The organism is Actinomycetospora corticicola (genome assembly GCF_013409505.1).
Lineage (GTDB): Bacteria > Actinomycetota > Actinomycetes > Mycobacteriales > Pseudonocardiaceae > Actinomycetospora > Actinomycetospora corticicola.
In genome coordinates this window covers 4090896-4105756 of sequence record NZ_JACCBN010000001.1, presented here as the reverse complement: position 1 = coordinate 4105756, position 14861 = coordinate 4090896, and the positions used below count along the sequence as shown (strand labels likewise).

The following is a 14861-nucleotide window of genomic DNA, read 5'->3' as shown; positions in this document are numbered from 1 at the left end:
CCTCGCACCTACCTCCGGTTGAACCGCATCCCGGTCGCCTGGTCGCGCGGCTTGAGCACGATCGTGTCGATGTTGACGTGCGACGGGCGGCTCATGACGAAGGCGACCGTGGCGGCCACGTCCTCGGCGACCAGCGGCGTGATGCCCTGGTAGACCTTGTCGGCCCGCTCCTGGTCGCCGTCGAAGCGGACCAGCGCGAACTCCGTCTCCACCGCGCCCGGGGCGATCTCGGTGACCCGCACCGGCTCCCCGAGCAGCTCCCCGCGCAGGGTGCGGTGCAGCGCGCCCTCGGCGTGCTTGGCCGCGGTGTAGCCGGATCCGCCGTCGTAGACCTCGAGGGCGGCGATCGAGGTGATGGTGACGACGTGCCCGTCGCCGGAGGCGATGAGGTCTCCGAGCAGGGCCTTCGTCACGCGCATGGTGCCGAGCACGTTGGACTCCCACATCCAGCGCCAGTGCTCCTCGTCGCCCTCGATCACCTTCTCGGTGCCCTTGGCGCCCCCGGCGTTGTTGACCAGCCCGCGCACCGTGCCGAGCTCGCGGACCTGCGCGGCGAACGTCTCGACCGACGCCGCGTCGGTCACGTCGAGGGCGAGGGCGGTGCCGCCGATCTCCTCGGCGATCTCGGCGAGGCGGTCCTGACGACGGGCGCCGAGGACCGGGTGCCAGCCGTCGGCCGCGAGGGCGCGGGCGGTGGCCGCCCCGATCCCGGAGCTGGCTCCGGTCACGACGACGAGCGGCTTCTCCGTGGGAGTGGTCACGACCGGCCACCCTAGGACGCTTTTCGGACGGACGGCGATCTGGTCGTTGCCTAAGCTGTGGGCCGTGATTCCGGCGGCGAGGGCGGCGACGGACGGCACGGCCCCATCGCGGCCGAGGCCGAGGGTCTTGGCATCGGTACGGCGCAGACCACGGCGGGTCGCGGTGATCTCGGTGCACACGTCCCCGCTGGCCCAGCCCGGGACCGGCGACGCGGGCGGCATGAACGTCTACGTCGTGCAGACGGCCAAGGAGATGGCCCGCCGCGGTGTCGAGGTGGAGATCTTCACCCGGCAGACGGCGTCCGACCTGCCCCCCGTCGCCGAGCTCGCGCCCGGCGTGCTGGTGCGCCACGTCGTGGCCGGGCCGTTCGGCGGGCTGGGCAAGGAGGACCTGCCGGGCCAGCTGTGCGCGTTCACCGCCGGCGTGCTGCGCGACGAGGCCCGCCAGGAGCCCGGCTGGTTCGACGTCGTGCACTCCCACTACTGGCTCTCCGGGCAGGTCGGCTGGCTGCTGCGCGACCGGTGGGGCGTGCCGCTGGTGCACACCGCGCACACCCTCGCGAAGGTGAAGAACGCTTCGCTGGCCGTCGGCGACACCCCGGAGCCGCTCGGTCGGGTGGTCGGCGAGGAGCAGGTCGTCGCCGAGGCCGACCGGCTCGTCGCCTCGACCCCGGCCGAGGCCGAGGCCCTCATCGAGCTGTACGACGCCGACCCGGAGGCGGTCCGCACCGTGGCCCCGGGCGTCGACCTGGCGACCTTCACCCCGTCCCGCGACCGCGCCGCGGCGCGGGCCGCGCTGTCCCGGGAGGCCGGGGCGCGGATGGGGGAGGACGACGTCGTGCTCGCCTTCGTCGGGCGCATCCAGCCGCTCAAGGCGCCGGACGTCCTGCTGCGCGCGGCGGCCGAGATGATCGCCCGTCGTCCGGACCTTCGGTCCCGCCTGACCGTGCTGGTGGTCGGCGGGCCGTCGGGGTCCGGCCTCGCCCAGCCGCGGGTGCTCGTCGATCTCGCCGAGGAACTGGGTATCACCGACGTCGTGAGATTCCTCCGTCCTCGCGCGGGCGCCGCGCTCGCCGAGGTGTACCGCGCGGCCGACGTCGTCGCGGTCCCGAGCCACTCCGAGTCGTTCGGGCTGGTGGCGCTCGAGGCCCAGGCCTGCGGCACCCCCGTCGTGGCCGCCGCAGTGGGCGGGCTGCCGGTGGCCGTGTCCGACGGTCGGTCGGGGCTGCTGGTCGACGACCACAGCGCCGGGTCCTGGGCCTCGGCCCTCGAGCGCGCCGCGGTCGACCGGGCCACCCGCGGCCGTCTCGCGGCCGGCGCGATCGAGCACGCGCAGGCGTTCTCGTGGGACCGCACCACCGACGCCCTGCTCGCCACCTACGCCGAGGCGGCCGCTGCACGGCTCGCCCCGCGGGAGGTGGCGGTGTGAGCCTGCCCGACGTCATCGCGGCCGCCCTGGACGAGCGCGAGCTCGGCTACCAGCGGCGCGACGAGAACAGCTTCTTCGTCACCCTGCCCGGCACGAAGAAGCTGCAGACCAACTGCTGGCTCGTGCTCACCCCGCACGCGCTGCTCGTCGAGGCCTTCGTGTGCCGGCGGCCCGACGAGAACTTCGAGGGCGTCTACCGCTGGCTGCTGCGGCGGAACACGCGTCTCTACGGCGTGCACTACTGCGTCGACGACGTCGGCGACATCCACCTCGTGGGGCGCGTCGCGCGGCACGCCGTGACCGACGACGAGCTCGACCGCGTCCTGGGGCAGGTGCTCGAGGCGGGCGACGGCGACTTCAACACGCTGATCGAGCTCGGCTTCGCGACGTCGATCCGGCGGGAGTGGGCCTGGCGGGAGTCGCGCGGCGAGTCGTTGGCGAACCTGAGGGCGTTCCAGCACCTGGTGACGGAGACGTAGCGGAGCGGGGCCCGGCCAGATTGTCCGATTCGTCGGTGACTTCGCGTGCCCTCGGCGGTACTGCTCGGTAGGTTGGTGTGACCCAGCTGACGCACTCCGAGGAGCCGCTGCATGACCGTGCGTAGTCCCTTCGCCGACATCGACATTCCCGACGTCGGGCTGCCGGAGTTCCTCTTCTCCGACCTGGGCGAGCACACCGACCGGATCGCCCTCATCGACGGGCCGTCGGGCCGCACCATGACCTTCGGCGAGCTCGCCCAGGGCGTCGACCGGTTCGCGGCGGCGCTCGGCGAGCGCGGTCTCGGGCGGGGCGACGTCATCGCCGTCTTCGCGCCGAACACCCCGTACTACCCCGTCGTCTTCCACGGCGCGCTCGCCGCGGGGGTCGCGGTGTCGACGGTGAACGCGCTCTACACCCCCGACGAGCTGGCCTTCCAGCTGCGCGACTCGGGCGCGAAGGTGCTCGTCACCGTCTCGGCGTTCCTCGACCGGGCGCGGGCGGCGCTGCGCGAGGAGGGCCTCGCCGTCACCGAGGTCGTGCTCCTCGACGCGTCGCGCGACGAGGCGTCGACCCCGCTGCCGGAGAACGCCCTGGCCGACCTGCTCACCACCACCGCCGAGCGGCCCAGCGTCGCGCTGAGCGGCGACGACGTGGCGGCGCTGCCGTACTCGTCGGGGACCACGGGGCGCGCCAAGGGTGTGGTGCTGACGCACCGCAACCTCGTGGCCAACCTCGTGCAGTTCGCGGAGATGCAGCGGACGACCCCCGAGTCGAAGATCCTCGCGGTCCTGCCGTTCTTCCACATCTACGGCATGACCGTGATGATGAACAACGGCATCTACCAGCGCGCCGCCGTCGTGACGATGCCGAAGTTCGACCTCGCGGAGTTCCTGCGGATCGTCTCCGAGCACCGCGTCGACCGGATCTACATCGCGCCGCCGATCGCCGTCGCGCTCGCCAAGCACCCGATGGTGGAGCAGTACGACATCGACTGCGTCGACATCGTCTTCTCCGGGGCGGCCGCGCTGGACGCCGACCTCGGCCACAAGGTGGCGAAGCGGTTGAACTGCAAGGTGTTCCAGGGCTACGGGATGACCGAGCTGTCGCCGGTCAGCCACGCCATGCCCGAGGACCGGCCCGACATGGACCTCTCCTCGATCGGCGTCGCGCTGCCCAACATCGAGTGCAAGATCGTCGACCCGGAGACCGGCGAGGAGAGCGAGCGCGGCGAGCTCTGGGTCAAGGGCCCGAACGTCATGCGCGAGTACCTCAACAACCCCGAGGCCACCGCCGACACGCTCGACGCCGACGGCTACCTGCACACCGGTGACGTCGCGACCGTGACCGACGAGGGCGTCTTCTACATCGTCGACCGGGTCAAGGAGCTCATCAAGTACAAGGGCTACCAGGTCCCGCCGGCCGAGCTCGAGGCGCTGCTCCTGACCAACGACTCGATCGCCGACGCCGCGGTGATCGGGGTCAAGGACGCCGAGGGCGAGGAGATCCCCAAGGCCTTCGTCGTGAAGCAGCAGGGCGCCGAGATCTCCGAGGACGACGTCATGTCCTTCGTCGCCGACCGCATCGCCCCGCACAAGAAGGTGCGCGTCGTGGAGTTCATCGACCAGATCCCGAAGTCGGGCTCCGGCAAGATCCTGCGCAAGGACCTCCGCGCCCGCGAGAACGCGTAGGGGCCTGCCCGACGACGGGCGGCGGGCACAAGATCACCGAGATGTCGCGGATCCGGAGGCTTGGTACGCAGATCCGCGACGTCCCGGTGATCATGGACGGGCGGTGGCGCGCCGGCCCCGGAGGTCTCGAGTGACGCTCTCACGGGGTCGCCGCCCGTCGTCGTGCTCCCGGTGGGGGTAGATCGTCCACCGAGAGCAGCTCCGGGCGGCCTGCCCCGGTTCCGCAGCGTGACCGGAGCGGGACGGTCGGGAGTACGTCCGGCCGGAGGCTTCCCCGGTCGTGACGTCGGGTGCACGCTCGGCCCGGGAGGGGGCGACGATGGACACCACGACGAATACCGACCCGGACAAGGCCACGTGCATCCGATCCCTGGAGCTGATGGCCACCGGGAGCGTCGAGGAGCTCGCCGAGGTCTACGGGCCGGAGGCGACGAATCGGGAGGCGAAGGACGAGCCGTCGGCCGCCCGTGGGCGGGGGCCCGAGGCCCTCCACGCCACGGCTCGGTGGCTGCGCGAGGCCTACTCCGACCTGCACTGGGAGGTCCACGACGCGGTCCGGGACGGCGACCTCGTGGTCCTGCACACCACCATGAGCGGGCGGCAGACCGGCCCCTTCACCGCCTACGCCGACGACGCCTCGGTGGAGATGGTGTTCCCGCCGCGCGGAGGGCGGGCGTTCGCGGTCACCCAGACCCACTGGTTCCGGATGCAGGACGGCCGGATCGTCGAGCACTGGGCCAACCGCGACGACCTGTCCCTGGGACAGCAGCTCGGCTGGACCCCACCGACGCCGGTCTACCTCGCCCGGATGCTGCTGGCCCGACGTCGGGCCCGGCGCCCGGCGTCGGCGCACTGACGGCGCCGCGCGACCCCGTCGTCCGGAAGTCCTCTTTCGATACCGGACGTATCGACCGTAGGATCGCTACATGGTCATCGTGGCGGGACACCTGCTGGTCGCTCCGGAACAGCGGGACGAGTACCTCGCCGGGTGCGTGATGGTCGTCGAGCAGGCGCGGGCGGCTCCGGGGTGCCTCGACTTCTCCCTGTCGGCCGACCTGCTCGACGCCGGGCGGATCAACATCCTCGAGCGGTGGGCGTCGCAGGCCGACGTCGAGTCGTTCCGCGGGGACGGGACCGGGGACGAGCAGGCGGCGCAGATCCTCGGGGCGTCCGTGGCGGAGTACGAGGTCGCCGGCGTCCGGTCGCTGACCGGCTGAGAGCCTCGGGGGACGAGCGGGTCGTTCGTACATCTGGCGGGGTCGCGAACGGTTCGTTCGCCCCGATCGTGCGGCGACCGGCCGATCTTGATCGAGAACACCGATCGCGCACGATTGCGACGACATCGATCGGGTCATACCCACCGCACAGGGCCCGGCGATGTTCGGGGAACGTCACGGACCCTGGTCGAATGGTCGGACCCGCTCCACGTCGCTGGGGAGCGGACGTGGAGCGGGTCCGACTCCCCCAGCCCGCGTGCAAGATCCTGTTCCGCTGCGCGAAGTGCTCGCTCATCGATCACTTCGCGCGGCTCGTTCGGATCTTGCCGAGCGTGCAGGGCGCAGCAACGCGTCACGGCCGATCGTCTCGACCTCGTCAACGTCGTCCGCCCGTCGCGGAGCGGGGCGTACGACAGGGGCATGCGCAACGAGGTCGGGTCGGTCGACGAGGTCGTGGAGTACCTGCTGGAGCTCACGGAGCAGGGCGCGGGGCTCTGTCCGGCGGGCGTCGACCGCACGCAGTGGTCCCGGGACGTCCTCGCCGAGCTCGCGCACGCCGTCGAACTGCTCGACGGCGCCGTGGAGCGCCTCTCCGGGCGGCACAACCCGGTGGTGGCCCGCAACGCCCACATTCTCGCGACCACGATCAACGCACACCGCAACGTCGCGCTCGCCCGGGTGCCCGCACCCGTCGTCGGGACGCGGAGCTGGACGCACCGGGCAGGCTGACCGCATGAGTGCCTACTGGGTGAACACCTTCCGCGAGATCCGTGACCAGGAGAAGCTCGACGCGTACGTCGCGCTCGCCGGGCCGGCGATGCGCGCCGGCGGCGGGACCTTCCTGGCGCGCGGCGTCGCGGCGGCCGCGTTCGAGCAGGGCACCCGGGAGCGGACGACGCTGATCCTGTTCGACAGCGTGGAGCAGGCCGTCGCCGCCTACGAGAGCCCGGCCTACCAGGAGGCCCTCGCGGCCCTCGGAGACGGCGCGGTCCGCGACATCCGCATCGTCGAGGGGGTGTGAGCCCTAGGAGAACAGCTGGATCAGGTTCCCGCAGGAGTCGTCGACGACGGCCATGGTGACCGGACCGGTGGGCGTCGGCGGCATCACGACGGTCACGCCGCGTCCGGCCAGGCGCTCCACCTCGGCGGTCACGTCGTCGACCCCGAACGCCGTCGCCGGGATGCCGTCCTCGACCAGGGCGGCCCGGAAGGGCTTGACCGCCGGGTGCTCGGCAGGCTCGAGGAGGAGCTGCGTGCCCTCGGGGTCGCCGGGCGCGGTGAGCGTGAGCCAGCGGTGCTCGCCGAGCGGTACGTCGTGCTTGAGCTCGAAGCCGAGCAGGTCGCGGTAGAACTGCAGCGCGCGATCCTGGTCGTCGACGAACACGCTGCAGTAGGACACCTTCGGCACGGGTCACTCCTCCGGGACGGGCCACCGTCGTGCGATCTCGCGCAGCGGACGGGTGTCGAGGTCGTGGAACTTGTAGCGGCCCTCGCGGCGGACCCGGACGAGCCCGGCCTCCTCGAGGACCGTGAGGTGCTGGGACACGGCCTGCCGGGTCGGTGACAGGCCGCGCTCGAGCAGCGCGGCGCACAGCGCGAACAACGTCTGGCCGTCGGTCGCGGTGAGCGCGTCGAGCAGCGCCCGCCGTGTGGGGTCGGCGAGCGCGCGGTAGACGTCCCCCACGCTGCCCACGATAGGCAAGTAGTCACTTGCCTGTCCAGGATGTCGTTATCGTCGCGAGAGTGCTGATCACCCGGGCCGACCTGGCCGCCGACCTGCGCGGACTCGGTCTCGCGCCCGGCGACGCGGTGCTCGCCCACGGGGCTCTGGGCGCACTCGACCCGACGATCGACGGCCCGGACACCGTGATCGGCGGCCTCCTCGACGCCGTCTCCCCGGGCGGCACGGTGCTGGCCTACACCGACTGGAACGCGCCCTACGTCGACCAGCTCGACGGCGCCGGGCGGGTGCCCGAGGCGCTGCGGCCGCACGTCCCGCCGTTCGACCCCGGGTCCTCCCGCGCGCTGCGCGAGAACGGCGTGCTGCCCGAGTTCCTCCGGACGACGCCGGGTGCCTGTCGCAGCGCCGCGGCCGGCGCGTCCTTCGCCGCACTCGGGGCCGAGGCCGCGTGGTTCACCGCCGACCAGCCCCTCGACTACGGCTACGGCCCCGGCTCGCCGTTGGCGAAGCTCGTCGCGCGGGAGGGCAAGGTGGTGCTGATCGGCGCGCCGTGGGACTCGGTCACGCTGCTCCACCACGCGGAGCACCTCGCCGACCTGCCCGACAAGCGCGTCGTCCGCCACGAGGTCCCCTTCCGGACGGCGGGTGGGGTCACCTGGCGCTGGATCGAGGAGTTCGACACGGCTCACCCCGTCGTCGACGCGTTCGCCGAGGACTACTTCGCGACGGTCGTGGGCGACTTCGTCGCGGCCGGGGGCGGGCGGGAGGGGCGGGTCGGGAACGCCCCGAGCCTCGTCGTGGACGCCGCGCCGCTGTGCGCGTTCGCCGTGGCGTGGATGGAGGAGCGGGCCGGTCGCTGATCAGGCCGCGTCGCCGAAGGCCGCGGCGAGGGCCCGGACGCACCCCGCCGGCGTCGTCGGCGGTGCCACGATGCTGCCGACCAGGTCCACGGGGGGATCGAGCGGCACCCCGCGCACGCGGCGGGATCCGGCGCCGACGAGCACGGCCGCGGGCAGCAACGACCACGCCCGTGGATCGGCGCCCACGCCCACCACGAGGTCCTGCACGGAGCCGACCGAACGGCGCCGCGGCTGGCAGACCCCGGCGTCGCCGAGGGCCCGCACCGCCGCGTCGCGCAACGCCGGGTCCGACCCGCCGTCGAGATCGAACAACGGACCGGCGGCGACCTCGGCGAGCGACACGGCGTCCCGGTCGGCGAGGGCGTGCTCGACGGCGAGGACGGCGTGCAGCGGCTCGTGCCAGACCGGCACCACGGTGAGCCCGGCGACCGACTGCGTCCCGCGCATCAGCGCCACGTCGAGCCGCCCGTCGCGCACGGCCTCGAGACGGTCGGCGGCCGGGAGGTCGAGCAGGACGGTCTCCATGCCCGGGCGGTCCCGCCGCAGGACCTCGACGGCCCGCTCCAACCGGTCGGTCAGCGCCGGCGCGGTGCCGATCCGCAGCGTCGTCCCCGGATCGCCCGCCGCCGCCTGCACCCGGTCCGCCGCGAGGAGCGCCTCACGGGCCGCGGCGAGCACGCGTTCCCCGGGGCCGGTGAGCCGCACGTGCCGCGACGACCGGTCGAGCAGGGCGACCCCGAGCTCCCGCTCCAGGCGCGCGACCTGCTGACTCACGGCGGGCTGCACGATGTGCAGGCGCTCCGCCGCCCGCCCGAAGTGCAGCTCCTCGGCGACGGCGACGAAGTACCGCAGCGCCCGTAGCTCCACGCCTGCGACCTCCGTCGATCAGTTCCCGTGATCGCTGCACAGCGTAGGCCGATCTGGTTCGGGGACGACGGCTCGCGTGAGGTGGAGGCATGCGCATCGGCCGGAACATCACCCTTGCCACCACCCCGGATCGCGTCGCCGACGAGGTCGCGGCGGCGATCCGGGACGGCCTCGACTCCGTCTGGACGAACCAGATGCCCGGCCTGTGGGACCCGCTCGTGCTGCTCGCCGCCGCGGGGCGGGTGGGCCCGACCGTCGAGCTGGGCACCGCCATCGTCCCCACCTACCCGCGGCACCCGGTCGTCGCGGCGACCGAGGCGCTCACGGTGGCGGCCGCGACCGGCGCGCCCCTGACCCTCGGGCTCGGGCCCAGCCACGCGTGGTCGATCACCGACCAGCTCGGGCTGCCCTACGCCTCCCCGGCGGCGCACAGCCGCGAGTACCTGGAGATCGTCGGCGGGCTGGTGCGCGGCGAGCACGTGCAGCACCGCGGGCGGTTCTTCACGGTCGACACGGAGCTGTCCGTGCCCGCCGCCCCGGTGTCGTTGCTGCTCTCCGCGCTCGGGCCGCGGATGCTCGAGGTCGCCCGCGACCTCACCGACGGCACGGTCGCGGTCTGGGTGCGTCCGGAGCTCGTGGGCGAGGTCCTGCGCCCGGCGCTGCGCGACGACCAGCGGGTCGTGGTGCAGGTCCTCGCCGCCGTGACGACCGACCCGGACGGGCTGCGGGAGCGCATCGCGCGGGACTACGCGGCGGTGGAGTCGATGCCGGCGTACCGCGCGGTGCTCGACCGGGCGGGCCTGCAGGGGCCGGCGGACACGCTCGTCGTCGGGACCGAGGAGGAGCTCGCCCGCGAGTTCGCCCGGTTCGCGGACGCGGGGACCACCGATCTCCTGGTGGCGCCGCTCGAGGAACCGCAGCGGGTGCTCGACGTGGCGCGCGCCGTGGCGGCCTGAGGTCGGGTCCTGACGAGATCGACCGCGGTGGCCGTTTCGGGGTCCTCGTCACGGCAGGATGGTCCGGTGAGCAGCACACCGACCGAGTCCGCCGTCCTCGCGCTGGTCCCGGAGGCCGAACCCGTCGTCGGGAAGGAGCGCCGGGAGCTCGACCTGACGACGGCGACCGGCGTGCCCGCGCACGTCACCGTGCTCTACCCGTTCCTGCCGCCCGCCGAGATCGACGACGCCGTGATCGCGCGGCTGCGCCACGCCGTCGCCGGCGCCGGTGCGATCGACTGCTCCTTCCCGACGACGGGGTGGTTCGGCGAGGACTACCTCTGGCTCGCTCCGCGTCCGTCGGCGCCGTTCGCCGACCTGACGGCCTGCGTGTGGGAGGCGTTCCCCTCCTGCCCGCCGTACCGCGGGGAGCACGAACCGCTCCCGCACCTGACGGTCGGGTACGGGTCCGTGGCCTCGGTGGCGACCCTGCAGGCGGCCGAGGCCCGGGTGGTCGGGCAGTTGCCGTTCGACGCGCGCATCCTGTCGCTGCACCTGCTGGTCGGCTCGCGGGAGCCGGACTCGTGGCGGGTGCTGGCGGAGCTGCCGCTCACCGGGGAGCGCTGAGTACTAGCCGTCGTGGCAGGAAAGCGTCGTTGCTGTCGTCCAGTGGCAGGAAAGCCACATCGTCGACCGGGCGGAGGATGGTGACCGTGGAGCTGGAGGCGGACTGCGGTCGCTGTGCCGGGCTGTGCTGCGTGGCGCCCGCGTTCACACGCTCGGCGGACTTCGCGATCTCGAAGCCGGCCCGAACCCCGTGCCCGAACCTCTCCGTCGGTGTCTCCGGCGAGCCGGCGCCGTGCACGATCCACGCCGAGCTGCCGGAGCGTGGCTTCCCCGGGTGCGTGACGTTCGACTGCTTCGGCGCCGGCCAGCGGGTCACGGCGCGGGCGGACTGGCGGGTCTCGCCGGAGGCGGCGTTCGGGGCGTTCGACGCGATGCGCGCCCTGCACGAGGTGCTCTGGTACCTCGCGGAGCCGCTCGACGTGCTCGCCGCGGAGCGATCCGCGCTCGCCGACCGGGTGGCGGCCCTCGGTCCGGAGGCGGACGTGGGGGCAGTGCGCGGTGAGGCGGGGGAGCTGCTGGGGCGGGTGAGCGAGGCGGTCCGTGGACCGGACGCGGCGTCGATGGCGCGGGCGGACCTCGTCGGAAAGGACCTGCGGCGACGGCGGATGGTCGACGTGTCGCTGCGCGGCGCGCTGCTCATGGGCGCCGACCTCCGCGGCGTGGACCTCGGCCGTGCCGACCTGCTGGGTGCGGACCTGCGGGGTGCCGATCTGCGCGGGGCGACGCTGTCCGGCGTGCTCTTCCTGACGAACCCGCAAGTCACCTCCGCCCGGGGAGACGCCGCGACGACGCTGCCCTCCCGGGTGCACCGGCCGTCGGCCTGGCGCTGACGAGGGCGGCGCGCAGATGTAGCGGATCCGATGCCTGAGCGTCCGGATCCGCGACATCTGTCAGATCAGCCGGTGCTCACGATGTGGAGAACCTGCCACTGGATGACAGTAACGACGCTTCGCTGCCACAGGAGCCGGGCTACGCCGGGACCGGCTCCGGCACGCTCTTCCCGACGACGGGTGCGGGGGCCTGCGCGGCCCCGCTCCGGGCGAGCACCGTGCACGCGAGAGCGGCGACCGCGAGCACGAGCGGGGCGACGAGGTAGAACGCCGACGACACCTCGTCCCCGAGCAGCGGACCGAGCAGGGACGGCGGGACGACCTCGGAGACCACCACGACGGCCGTCACCGTGGTGACCGTCCCGAGCCGCAGCGCGACCGTCCACCACAGGCAGCCCAGGACACCGGTCACGGCGGCGGCGAGCGCGGGGCCCGAGGTGAGCGCGGACAGCGGGTGGGTGAGGTCGACGAGCTTGACCGCCGTCGAGCAGGCCGCGAACCCCAGTCCGGAGCAGGCGGCGACCGACCAGGCCCGGCCCGCCACGGCCCCGGCGAGTCCTGCCAGCCCGACCACGGCCGCCGTCACGAACAGTCCGACCTCGAGCACGGCCGTGTCCGTCGCGGTCCCGGACTGACCGGCGACCGACGCCAGCACCACCAGCGACGAGGACAGGGCGCCGACCGCGGCGATCCCGCGCAGGCCGAGGCGCGCGCCGAACCACCACCGGGCGGCCAGGGCGGTCACGGCGAGGCTCCCGCTGACGGCGCACTGGGCGACCGCCATCGACACCGTCTGCAGCGCCATCACGTGCGCGAGCGCGCCCAGCGCCTCGGCGAGCGTGCCCGCGACGAACGCGGGGTGGCGCAGCATCGCCATCCAGGTGACACCGGGCGCCGCCAGGACCGCCGCCTGCGCCACCGATCCGACGCCGAACAGGACGGCGGCGAGCAGCACCCACGTGATCCCCATGGTCACGAGGATCGTCACCGGAGATGTGCGTGCCCTGGGCACGGGATGGGCGGCGGGCTTGACCTTGCCCTCGGGTCAACGTCGAGCGTGGTGACCGGTCCGGGATCGACCCGGATCGAGGAGGGTGGCGACGTGGACCGGATGACGATCGGGGCGTTCGCGGTCGCGTCCGGGCTGACGCCGAAGGCGCTGCGGCTCTACGACGAGCTCGGTCTCGTCACGCCGGCAGCGGTCGACCCGTCGTCCGGCTACCGCTGCTACGACGCCGACCAGGTGGGCCGAGCCCGTCTGGTCGCGGAGCTGCGGCGGCTCGGGATGCCACTGGCCCGGATCGGTGTGTTGGTGGATCTGCCCGACGACGAGGCGGCCGCGGACCTCGCGGCCTGGTGGCGGCAGGTCGAGCACGACACGACCGCACGCCGGCACCTCGTCGCCGACCTCCTCGCGCGGTGGCGGAGGGAGACGATCATGACGACGGGTGCGGTGCGGTGTGTGGGTGCGAGCGGCCTCGAGCGGGGCGGTCGCGAGGAACAGCAGGACGGCGCGGCCTGGGTGGGTGACCGGGCCGTGGTGGCCGACGGGTTCCACGGCGGCGGGGCGACCGCCAGTCGGATCGCGGTCGAGGCCGTGATCGCGGCCGACGGGTCGCGCGTGGTCGACGCCCTCGCGGCCGCTGCAGCGCGGATCGGGCCCACGGGCGACGGGGGCACCACCGTCACCGCGCTGTGGTGCGACGGGAGCCGGGTCGGCGTCGCGCACGTGGGGGACTCGCGGGCCTACCTGCTGCGCGACGGCGTCCTCACCCGGCTCACGGTCGATCACACCCACGTGCAGTCCCTGATCGACGAGGGACGCCTGACCCCGGAGGAGGCGATCGACCACCCCGACCGGCCGCGGTTGACCCGGGCACTGGGGACGGACGAGCCGGATCTGCACCGGCGTACCGCCCGGGTCGGCGACCGTTATCTGCTCTGCACCGACGGCGTCTGGGCACTGCTCGACGACGCGGTGCTGGCCCGCACGCTTACCGCGGACGCCGAGCCCGCACCCGTCGTCGGGAAGCTCCTGGAGCAGGTGCGGGAGGCCGGGGCGCCGGACAACGCGGCGTGCGCCGTCGTGGATCTGGTCGCGCCCGGAAACGACGAACGGGCCGTTCATCACCGGAGACGGTGACGGACGGCCCGTTCGTGGAGGGGCTGCTCAGCTCTCGAGCGCCGCGTCCAGGGTGATCGTGGTGCCGGCGAGCGCCTTCGAGACCGGGCAGGTCTCCTCGGCGGTCTTGGCCAGCTCCTTGAACTTGGCGTCGTCGACTCCGTCGACCTTGCCGCGGAGCGTGATGGCGATGCCGCTGATCTCGAACCCGCCGCCCTTCGCCGGCGACAGCGTCACCTCGGCGCTGACGTCGATCGACTTCGCGGTCAGGTTCTCGCTGCCCAGGACGCCGGAGAGGTTCATCGCGAGGCACGACGAGTGCGCCGCGGCGATGAGCTCCTCGGGGCTGGTCTGCCCGTTGGGGCTCTCGGCGCGCGTCGGGAAGGAGACGTTGAACTGTCCGGCGTTGGACGAGTCCAGCGTGACGCTGCCCTTCCCGTCCTGGAGTCCACCTTCCCAGTGGGTGGTGGCGTCGCGGCTCGGCATCCTTGCCTCCTGTACTCGGGGATCGTTCGGTCGTACACAACCGAACGGCCCCATGGTCCGATTCCGGGGCCGGTGGGGAACCCTCCGTTCGGAGGGGTCAGCGACGGACGCCCTTGCGACCGGTCACCTTGTTGTAGATCACCAGCAGGATGATCGCGACGACGATCGAGCCGATCCAGCTCACGGGGCTGAAGGCGGCGCCGCTGCGCAGACCACCGGTGAACAGGGCGACGATCAGGCCGCCGACGACCGAACCCAGGATGCCGAGCAGAATCGTGCGCAGGATGCCGATGTTGTCCTTGCCGGGGACCAGGGCACGGGCGATGAAGCCGACGATGAGACCGAAGACGATCCAACCGAGGATGGTCAGAATCATGATGGCGCCTTTCCGGACGAGGTGACGATGCAGTCCCTACGTCGCCCCGGACGGACCGTCACCAAACCTCCCGTCCGTGGGTTTCCACCGGTCTTTGCCTCATGCTCACCATCTCGGGTCTACCCTTCGGCCGAACGGCCGCGCACGCGGCCGAGGACGATGCGAGGTGGGAACGATGGGATCACTGAGCCCGGTGCACTGGGCGATCGTGATCGTCGTGGTGCTGCTGCTCTTCGGCTCGCGGAAGCTGCCGGACATGGCCCGCGGTCTCGGCCAGTCGATGCGCATCCTCAAGGCCGAGAGCCGGGCGATGTCCGAGGACGGGCGTCCCTCCGAGCCGACCCGTGCGCCCGAGTCGGTCCGCTCCTCCGAGCCCACCCGCACGTCCGGTGAAGGCGGCGTGAGCACGAACGGTTCGACCCGACCGGCCGCGGCGCAGGACGACCCGCCGAGCGCGGAGCGCCACGCCTCGTGAGCTGACGATCGCGGTGCGTTGCTAGCG

20 protein-coding genes are annotated in these 14861 nt (G+C 73.0%); 13 read left to right on the top strand and 7 right to left on the bottom strand.

What is annotated here, in order from left to right:
• Window positions 1–8: 8 nt before the first annotated feature.
• A complete protein-coding gene (locus BJ983_RS20005; protein ID WP_343054266.1) occupies window positions 9–761 on the bottom strand; it encodes an SDR family NAD(P)-dependent oxidoreductase in 753 nt (250 codons plus the stop codon).
• 127 nt (window positions 762–888) lie between these two features.
• Between BJ983_RS20005 and mshA the strand changes: the two genes are divergently transcribed.
• The 7 genes from mshA (at window position 889) to BJ983_RS19970 (ending at window position 6596) form a co-directional block, all read left to right on the top strand.
• Window positions 889–2190, top strand: coding sequence for a D-inositol-3-phosphate glycosyltransferase (gene mshA, locus BJ983_RS20000; RefSeq protein ID WP_179795422.1), 1302 nt, complete (start codon window positions 889–891; stop codon window positions 2188–2190).
• Window positions 2187–2669 carry a YbjN domain-containing protein gene (locus tag BJ983_RS19995; protein WP_179795421.1) on the top strand — a complete coding sequence of 161 codons (483 nt, stop codon included), beginning with the start codon at window positions 2187–2189 and terminating at the stop codon, window positions 2667–2669. The genes mshA and BJ983_RS19995 overlap by 4 nt, the downstream gene beginning before the upstream one ends.
• A gap of 111 nt (window positions 2670–2780) precedes the next feature.
• Window positions 2781–4358, top strand: a complete 1578-nt coding sequence (locus tag BJ983_RS19990; RefSeq protein ID WP_179795420.1) for an AMP-binding protein — start codon at window positions 2781–2783, stop codon at window positions 4356–4358.
• Window positions 4359–4677: 319 nt separating this feature from the next.
• The gene (locus tag BJ983_RS19985; protein WP_179795419.1) at window positions 4678–5214 is read left to right on the top strand and encodes an ester cyclase; all 537 of its coding nucleotides are present in this window, start codon (window positions 4678–4680) and stop codon (window positions 5212–5214) included.
• 70 nt (window positions 5215–5284) lie between these two features.
• Window positions 5285–5575, top strand: coding sequence for a putative quinol monooxygenase (locus BJ983_RS19980; protein ID WP_179795418.1), 291 nt, complete (start codon window positions 5285–5287; stop codon window positions 5573–5575).
• 420 nt (window positions 5576–5995) lie between these two features.
• Complete coding sequence (locus tag BJ983_RS19975) at window positions 5996–6304, top strand: hypothetical protein (RefSeq protein WP_179795417.1); 309 nt, start codon at window positions 5996–5998, stop codon at window positions 6302–6304.
• A gap of 4 nt (window positions 6305–6308) precedes the next feature.
• Window positions 6309–6596 carry a DUF1330 domain-containing protein gene (locus tag BJ983_RS19970; protein ID WP_179795416.1) on the top strand — a complete coding sequence of 96 codons (288 nt, stop codon included), beginning with the start codon at window positions 6309–6311 and terminating at the stop codon, window positions 6594–6596.
• A gap of 3 nt (window positions 6597–6599) precedes the next feature.
• Here the strand turns inward: BJ983_RS19970 and BJ983_RS19965 are convergent, their stop codons facing one another.
• Together BJ983_RS19965 and BJ983_RS19960 are read right to left on the bottom strand one after the other, a co-directional pair.
• Complete coding sequence (locus BJ983_RS19965) at window positions 6600–6983, bottom strand: VOC family protein (RefSeq protein ID WP_343054265.1); 384 nt, start codon at window positions 6981–6983, stop codon at window positions 6600–6602.
• A 3-nt stretch (window positions 6984–6986) separates the two neighbouring features.
• The gene (locus tag BJ983_RS19960; protein ID WP_179795415.1) at window positions 6987–7259 is read right to left on the bottom strand and encodes a metalloregulator ArsR/SmtB family transcription factor; all 273 of its coding nucleotides are present in this window, start codon (window positions 7257–7259) and stop codon (window positions 6987–6989) included.
• A 59-nt stretch (window positions 7260–7318) separates the two neighbouring features.
• Here BJ983_RS19960 and aac(3) point away from each other — a divergent pair, with 59 nt between their 5' ends.
• The gene (gene aac(3), locus BJ983_RS19955; protein ID WP_179795414.1) at window positions 7319–8116 is read left to right on the top strand and encodes an aminoglycoside 3-N-acetyltransferase; all 798 of its coding nucleotides are present in this window, start codon (window positions 7319–7321) and stop codon (window positions 8114–8116) included.
• Here aac(3) and BJ983_RS19950 read toward each other — a convergent pair whose 3' ends face one another.
• The gene (locus tag BJ983_RS19950) at window positions 8117–8983 is read right to left on the bottom strand and encodes a LysR family transcriptional regulator (protein ID WP_179795413.1); all 867 of its coding nucleotides are present in this window, start codon (window positions 8981–8983) and stop codon (window positions 8117–8119) included.
• 89 nt (window positions 8984–9072) lie between these two features.
• Between BJ983_RS19950 and BJ983_RS19945 the strand changes: the two genes are divergently transcribed.
• The 3 genes from BJ983_RS19945 (at window position 9073) to BJ983_RS19935 (ending at window position 11375) form a co-directional block, all read left to right on the top strand.
• The gene (locus BJ983_RS19945; RefSeq protein WP_179795412.1) at window positions 9073–9939 is read left to right on the top strand and encodes a TIGR03564 family F420-dependent LLM class oxidoreductase; all 867 of its coding nucleotides are present in this window, start codon (window positions 9073–9075) and stop codon (window positions 9937–9939) included.
• A 66-nt stretch (window positions 9940–10005) separates the two neighbouring features.
• On the top strand, window positions 10006–10545 hold the full coding sequence (locus BJ983_RS19940; protein WP_179795411.1) for a 2'-5' RNA ligase family protein: 540 nt from the start codon (window positions 10006–10008) through the stop codon (window positions 10543–10545).
• Window positions 10546–10631: 86 nt separating this feature from the next.
• Entirely contained in the window at window positions 10632–11375 is a 744-nt protein-coding gene (locus tag BJ983_RS19935; RefSeq protein ID WP_343054264.1) for a pentapeptide repeat-containing protein, read from the top strand.
• 139 nt (window positions 11376–11514) lie between these two features.
• Here the strand turns inward: BJ983_RS19935 and BJ983_RS19930 are convergent, their stop codons facing one another.
• Window positions 11515–12345, bottom strand: coding sequence for a hypothetical protein (locus BJ983_RS19930; RefSeq protein WP_218890366.1), 831 nt, complete (start codon window positions 12343–12345; stop codon window positions 11515–11517).
• 90 nt (window positions 12346–12435) lie between these two features.
• On the opposite strand from BJ983_RS19930, the gene BJ983_RS19925 reads away from it, so the two are divergent.
• Window positions 12436–13518: a MerR family transcriptional regulator gene (locus BJ983_RS19925; RefSeq protein WP_343054263.1), complete on the top strand. Its 1083-nt coding sequence runs from the start codon at window positions 12436–12438 to the stop codon at window positions 13516–13518.
• Between the two features lie 27 nt (window positions 13519–13545).
• Here the strand turns inward: BJ983_RS19925 and BJ983_RS19920 are convergent, their stop codons facing one another.
• Together BJ983_RS19920 and BJ983_RS19915 are read right to left on the bottom strand one after the other, a co-directional pair.
• The gene (locus BJ983_RS19920) at window positions 13546–13983 is read right to left on the bottom strand and encodes an OsmC family peroxiredoxin (RefSeq protein WP_179795408.1); all 438 of its coding nucleotides are present in this window, start codon (window positions 13981–13983) and stop codon (window positions 13546–13548) included.
• A 97-nt stretch (window positions 13984–14080) separates the two neighbouring features.
• Entirely contained in the window at window positions 14081–14359 is a 279-nt protein-coding gene (locus tag BJ983_RS19915; RefSeq protein ID WP_179795407.1) for a GlsB/YeaQ/YmgE family stress response membrane protein, read from the bottom strand.
• Window positions 14360–14534: 175 nt separating this feature from the next.
• Between BJ983_RS19915 and tatA the strand changes: the two genes are divergently transcribed.
• Window positions 14535–14834, top strand: coding sequence for a Sec-independent protein translocase subunit TatA (gene tatA, locus BJ983_RS19910; RefSeq protein ID WP_179795406.1), 300 nt, complete (start codon window positions 14535–14537; stop codon window positions 14832–14834).
• The last annotated feature ends 27 nt before the right edge of the window (window positions 14835–14861 follow it).

Bases quoted from the DNA above. Each gene is read 5' to 3' on its own strand.
- BJ983_RS19985 (WP_179795419.1), top strand. From the start codon at position 4,678: ATGGACACCACGACGAATACCGACCCGGACAAGGCCACGTGCATCCGA.
- BJ983_RS19920 (WP_179795408.1), bottom strand. From the start codon at position 13,983: ATGCCGAGCCGCGACGCCACCACCCACTGGGAAGGTGGACTCCAGGAC.
- BJ983_RS19990 (WP_179795420.1), top strand. From the start codon at position 2,781: ATGACCGTGCGTAGTCCCTTCGCCGACATCGACATTCCCGACGTCGGG.
- BJ983_RS19980 (WP_179795418.1), top strand. From the start codon at position 5,285: ATGGTCATCGTGGCGGGACACCTGCTGGTCGCTCCGGAACAGCGGGAC.
- BJ983_RS19915 (WP_179795407.1), bottom strand. From the start codon at position 14,359: ATGATTCTGACCATCCTCGGTTGGATCGTCTTCGGTCTCATCGTCGGC.
- tatA (WP_179795406.1), top strand. From the start codon at position 14,535: ATGGGATCACTGAGCCCGGTGCACTGGGCGATCGTGATCGTCGTGGTG.
- BJ983_RS19945 (WP_179795412.1), top strand. From the start codon at position 9,073: ATGCGCATCGGCCGGAACATCACCCTTGCCACCACCCCGGATCGCGTC.
- BJ983_RS19970 (WP_179795416.1), top strand. From the start codon at position 6,309: ATGAGTGCCTACTGGGTGAACACCTTCCGCGAGATCCGTGACCAGGAG.
- BJ983_RS19930 (WP_218890366.1), bottom strand. From the start codon at position 12,345: ATGGGGATCACGTGGGTGCTGCTCGCCGCCGTCCTGTTCGGCGTCGGA.
- BJ983_RS19975 (WP_179795417.1), top strand. From the start codon at position 5,996: ATGCGCAACGAGGTCGGGTCGGTCGACGAGGTCGTGGAGTACCTGCTG.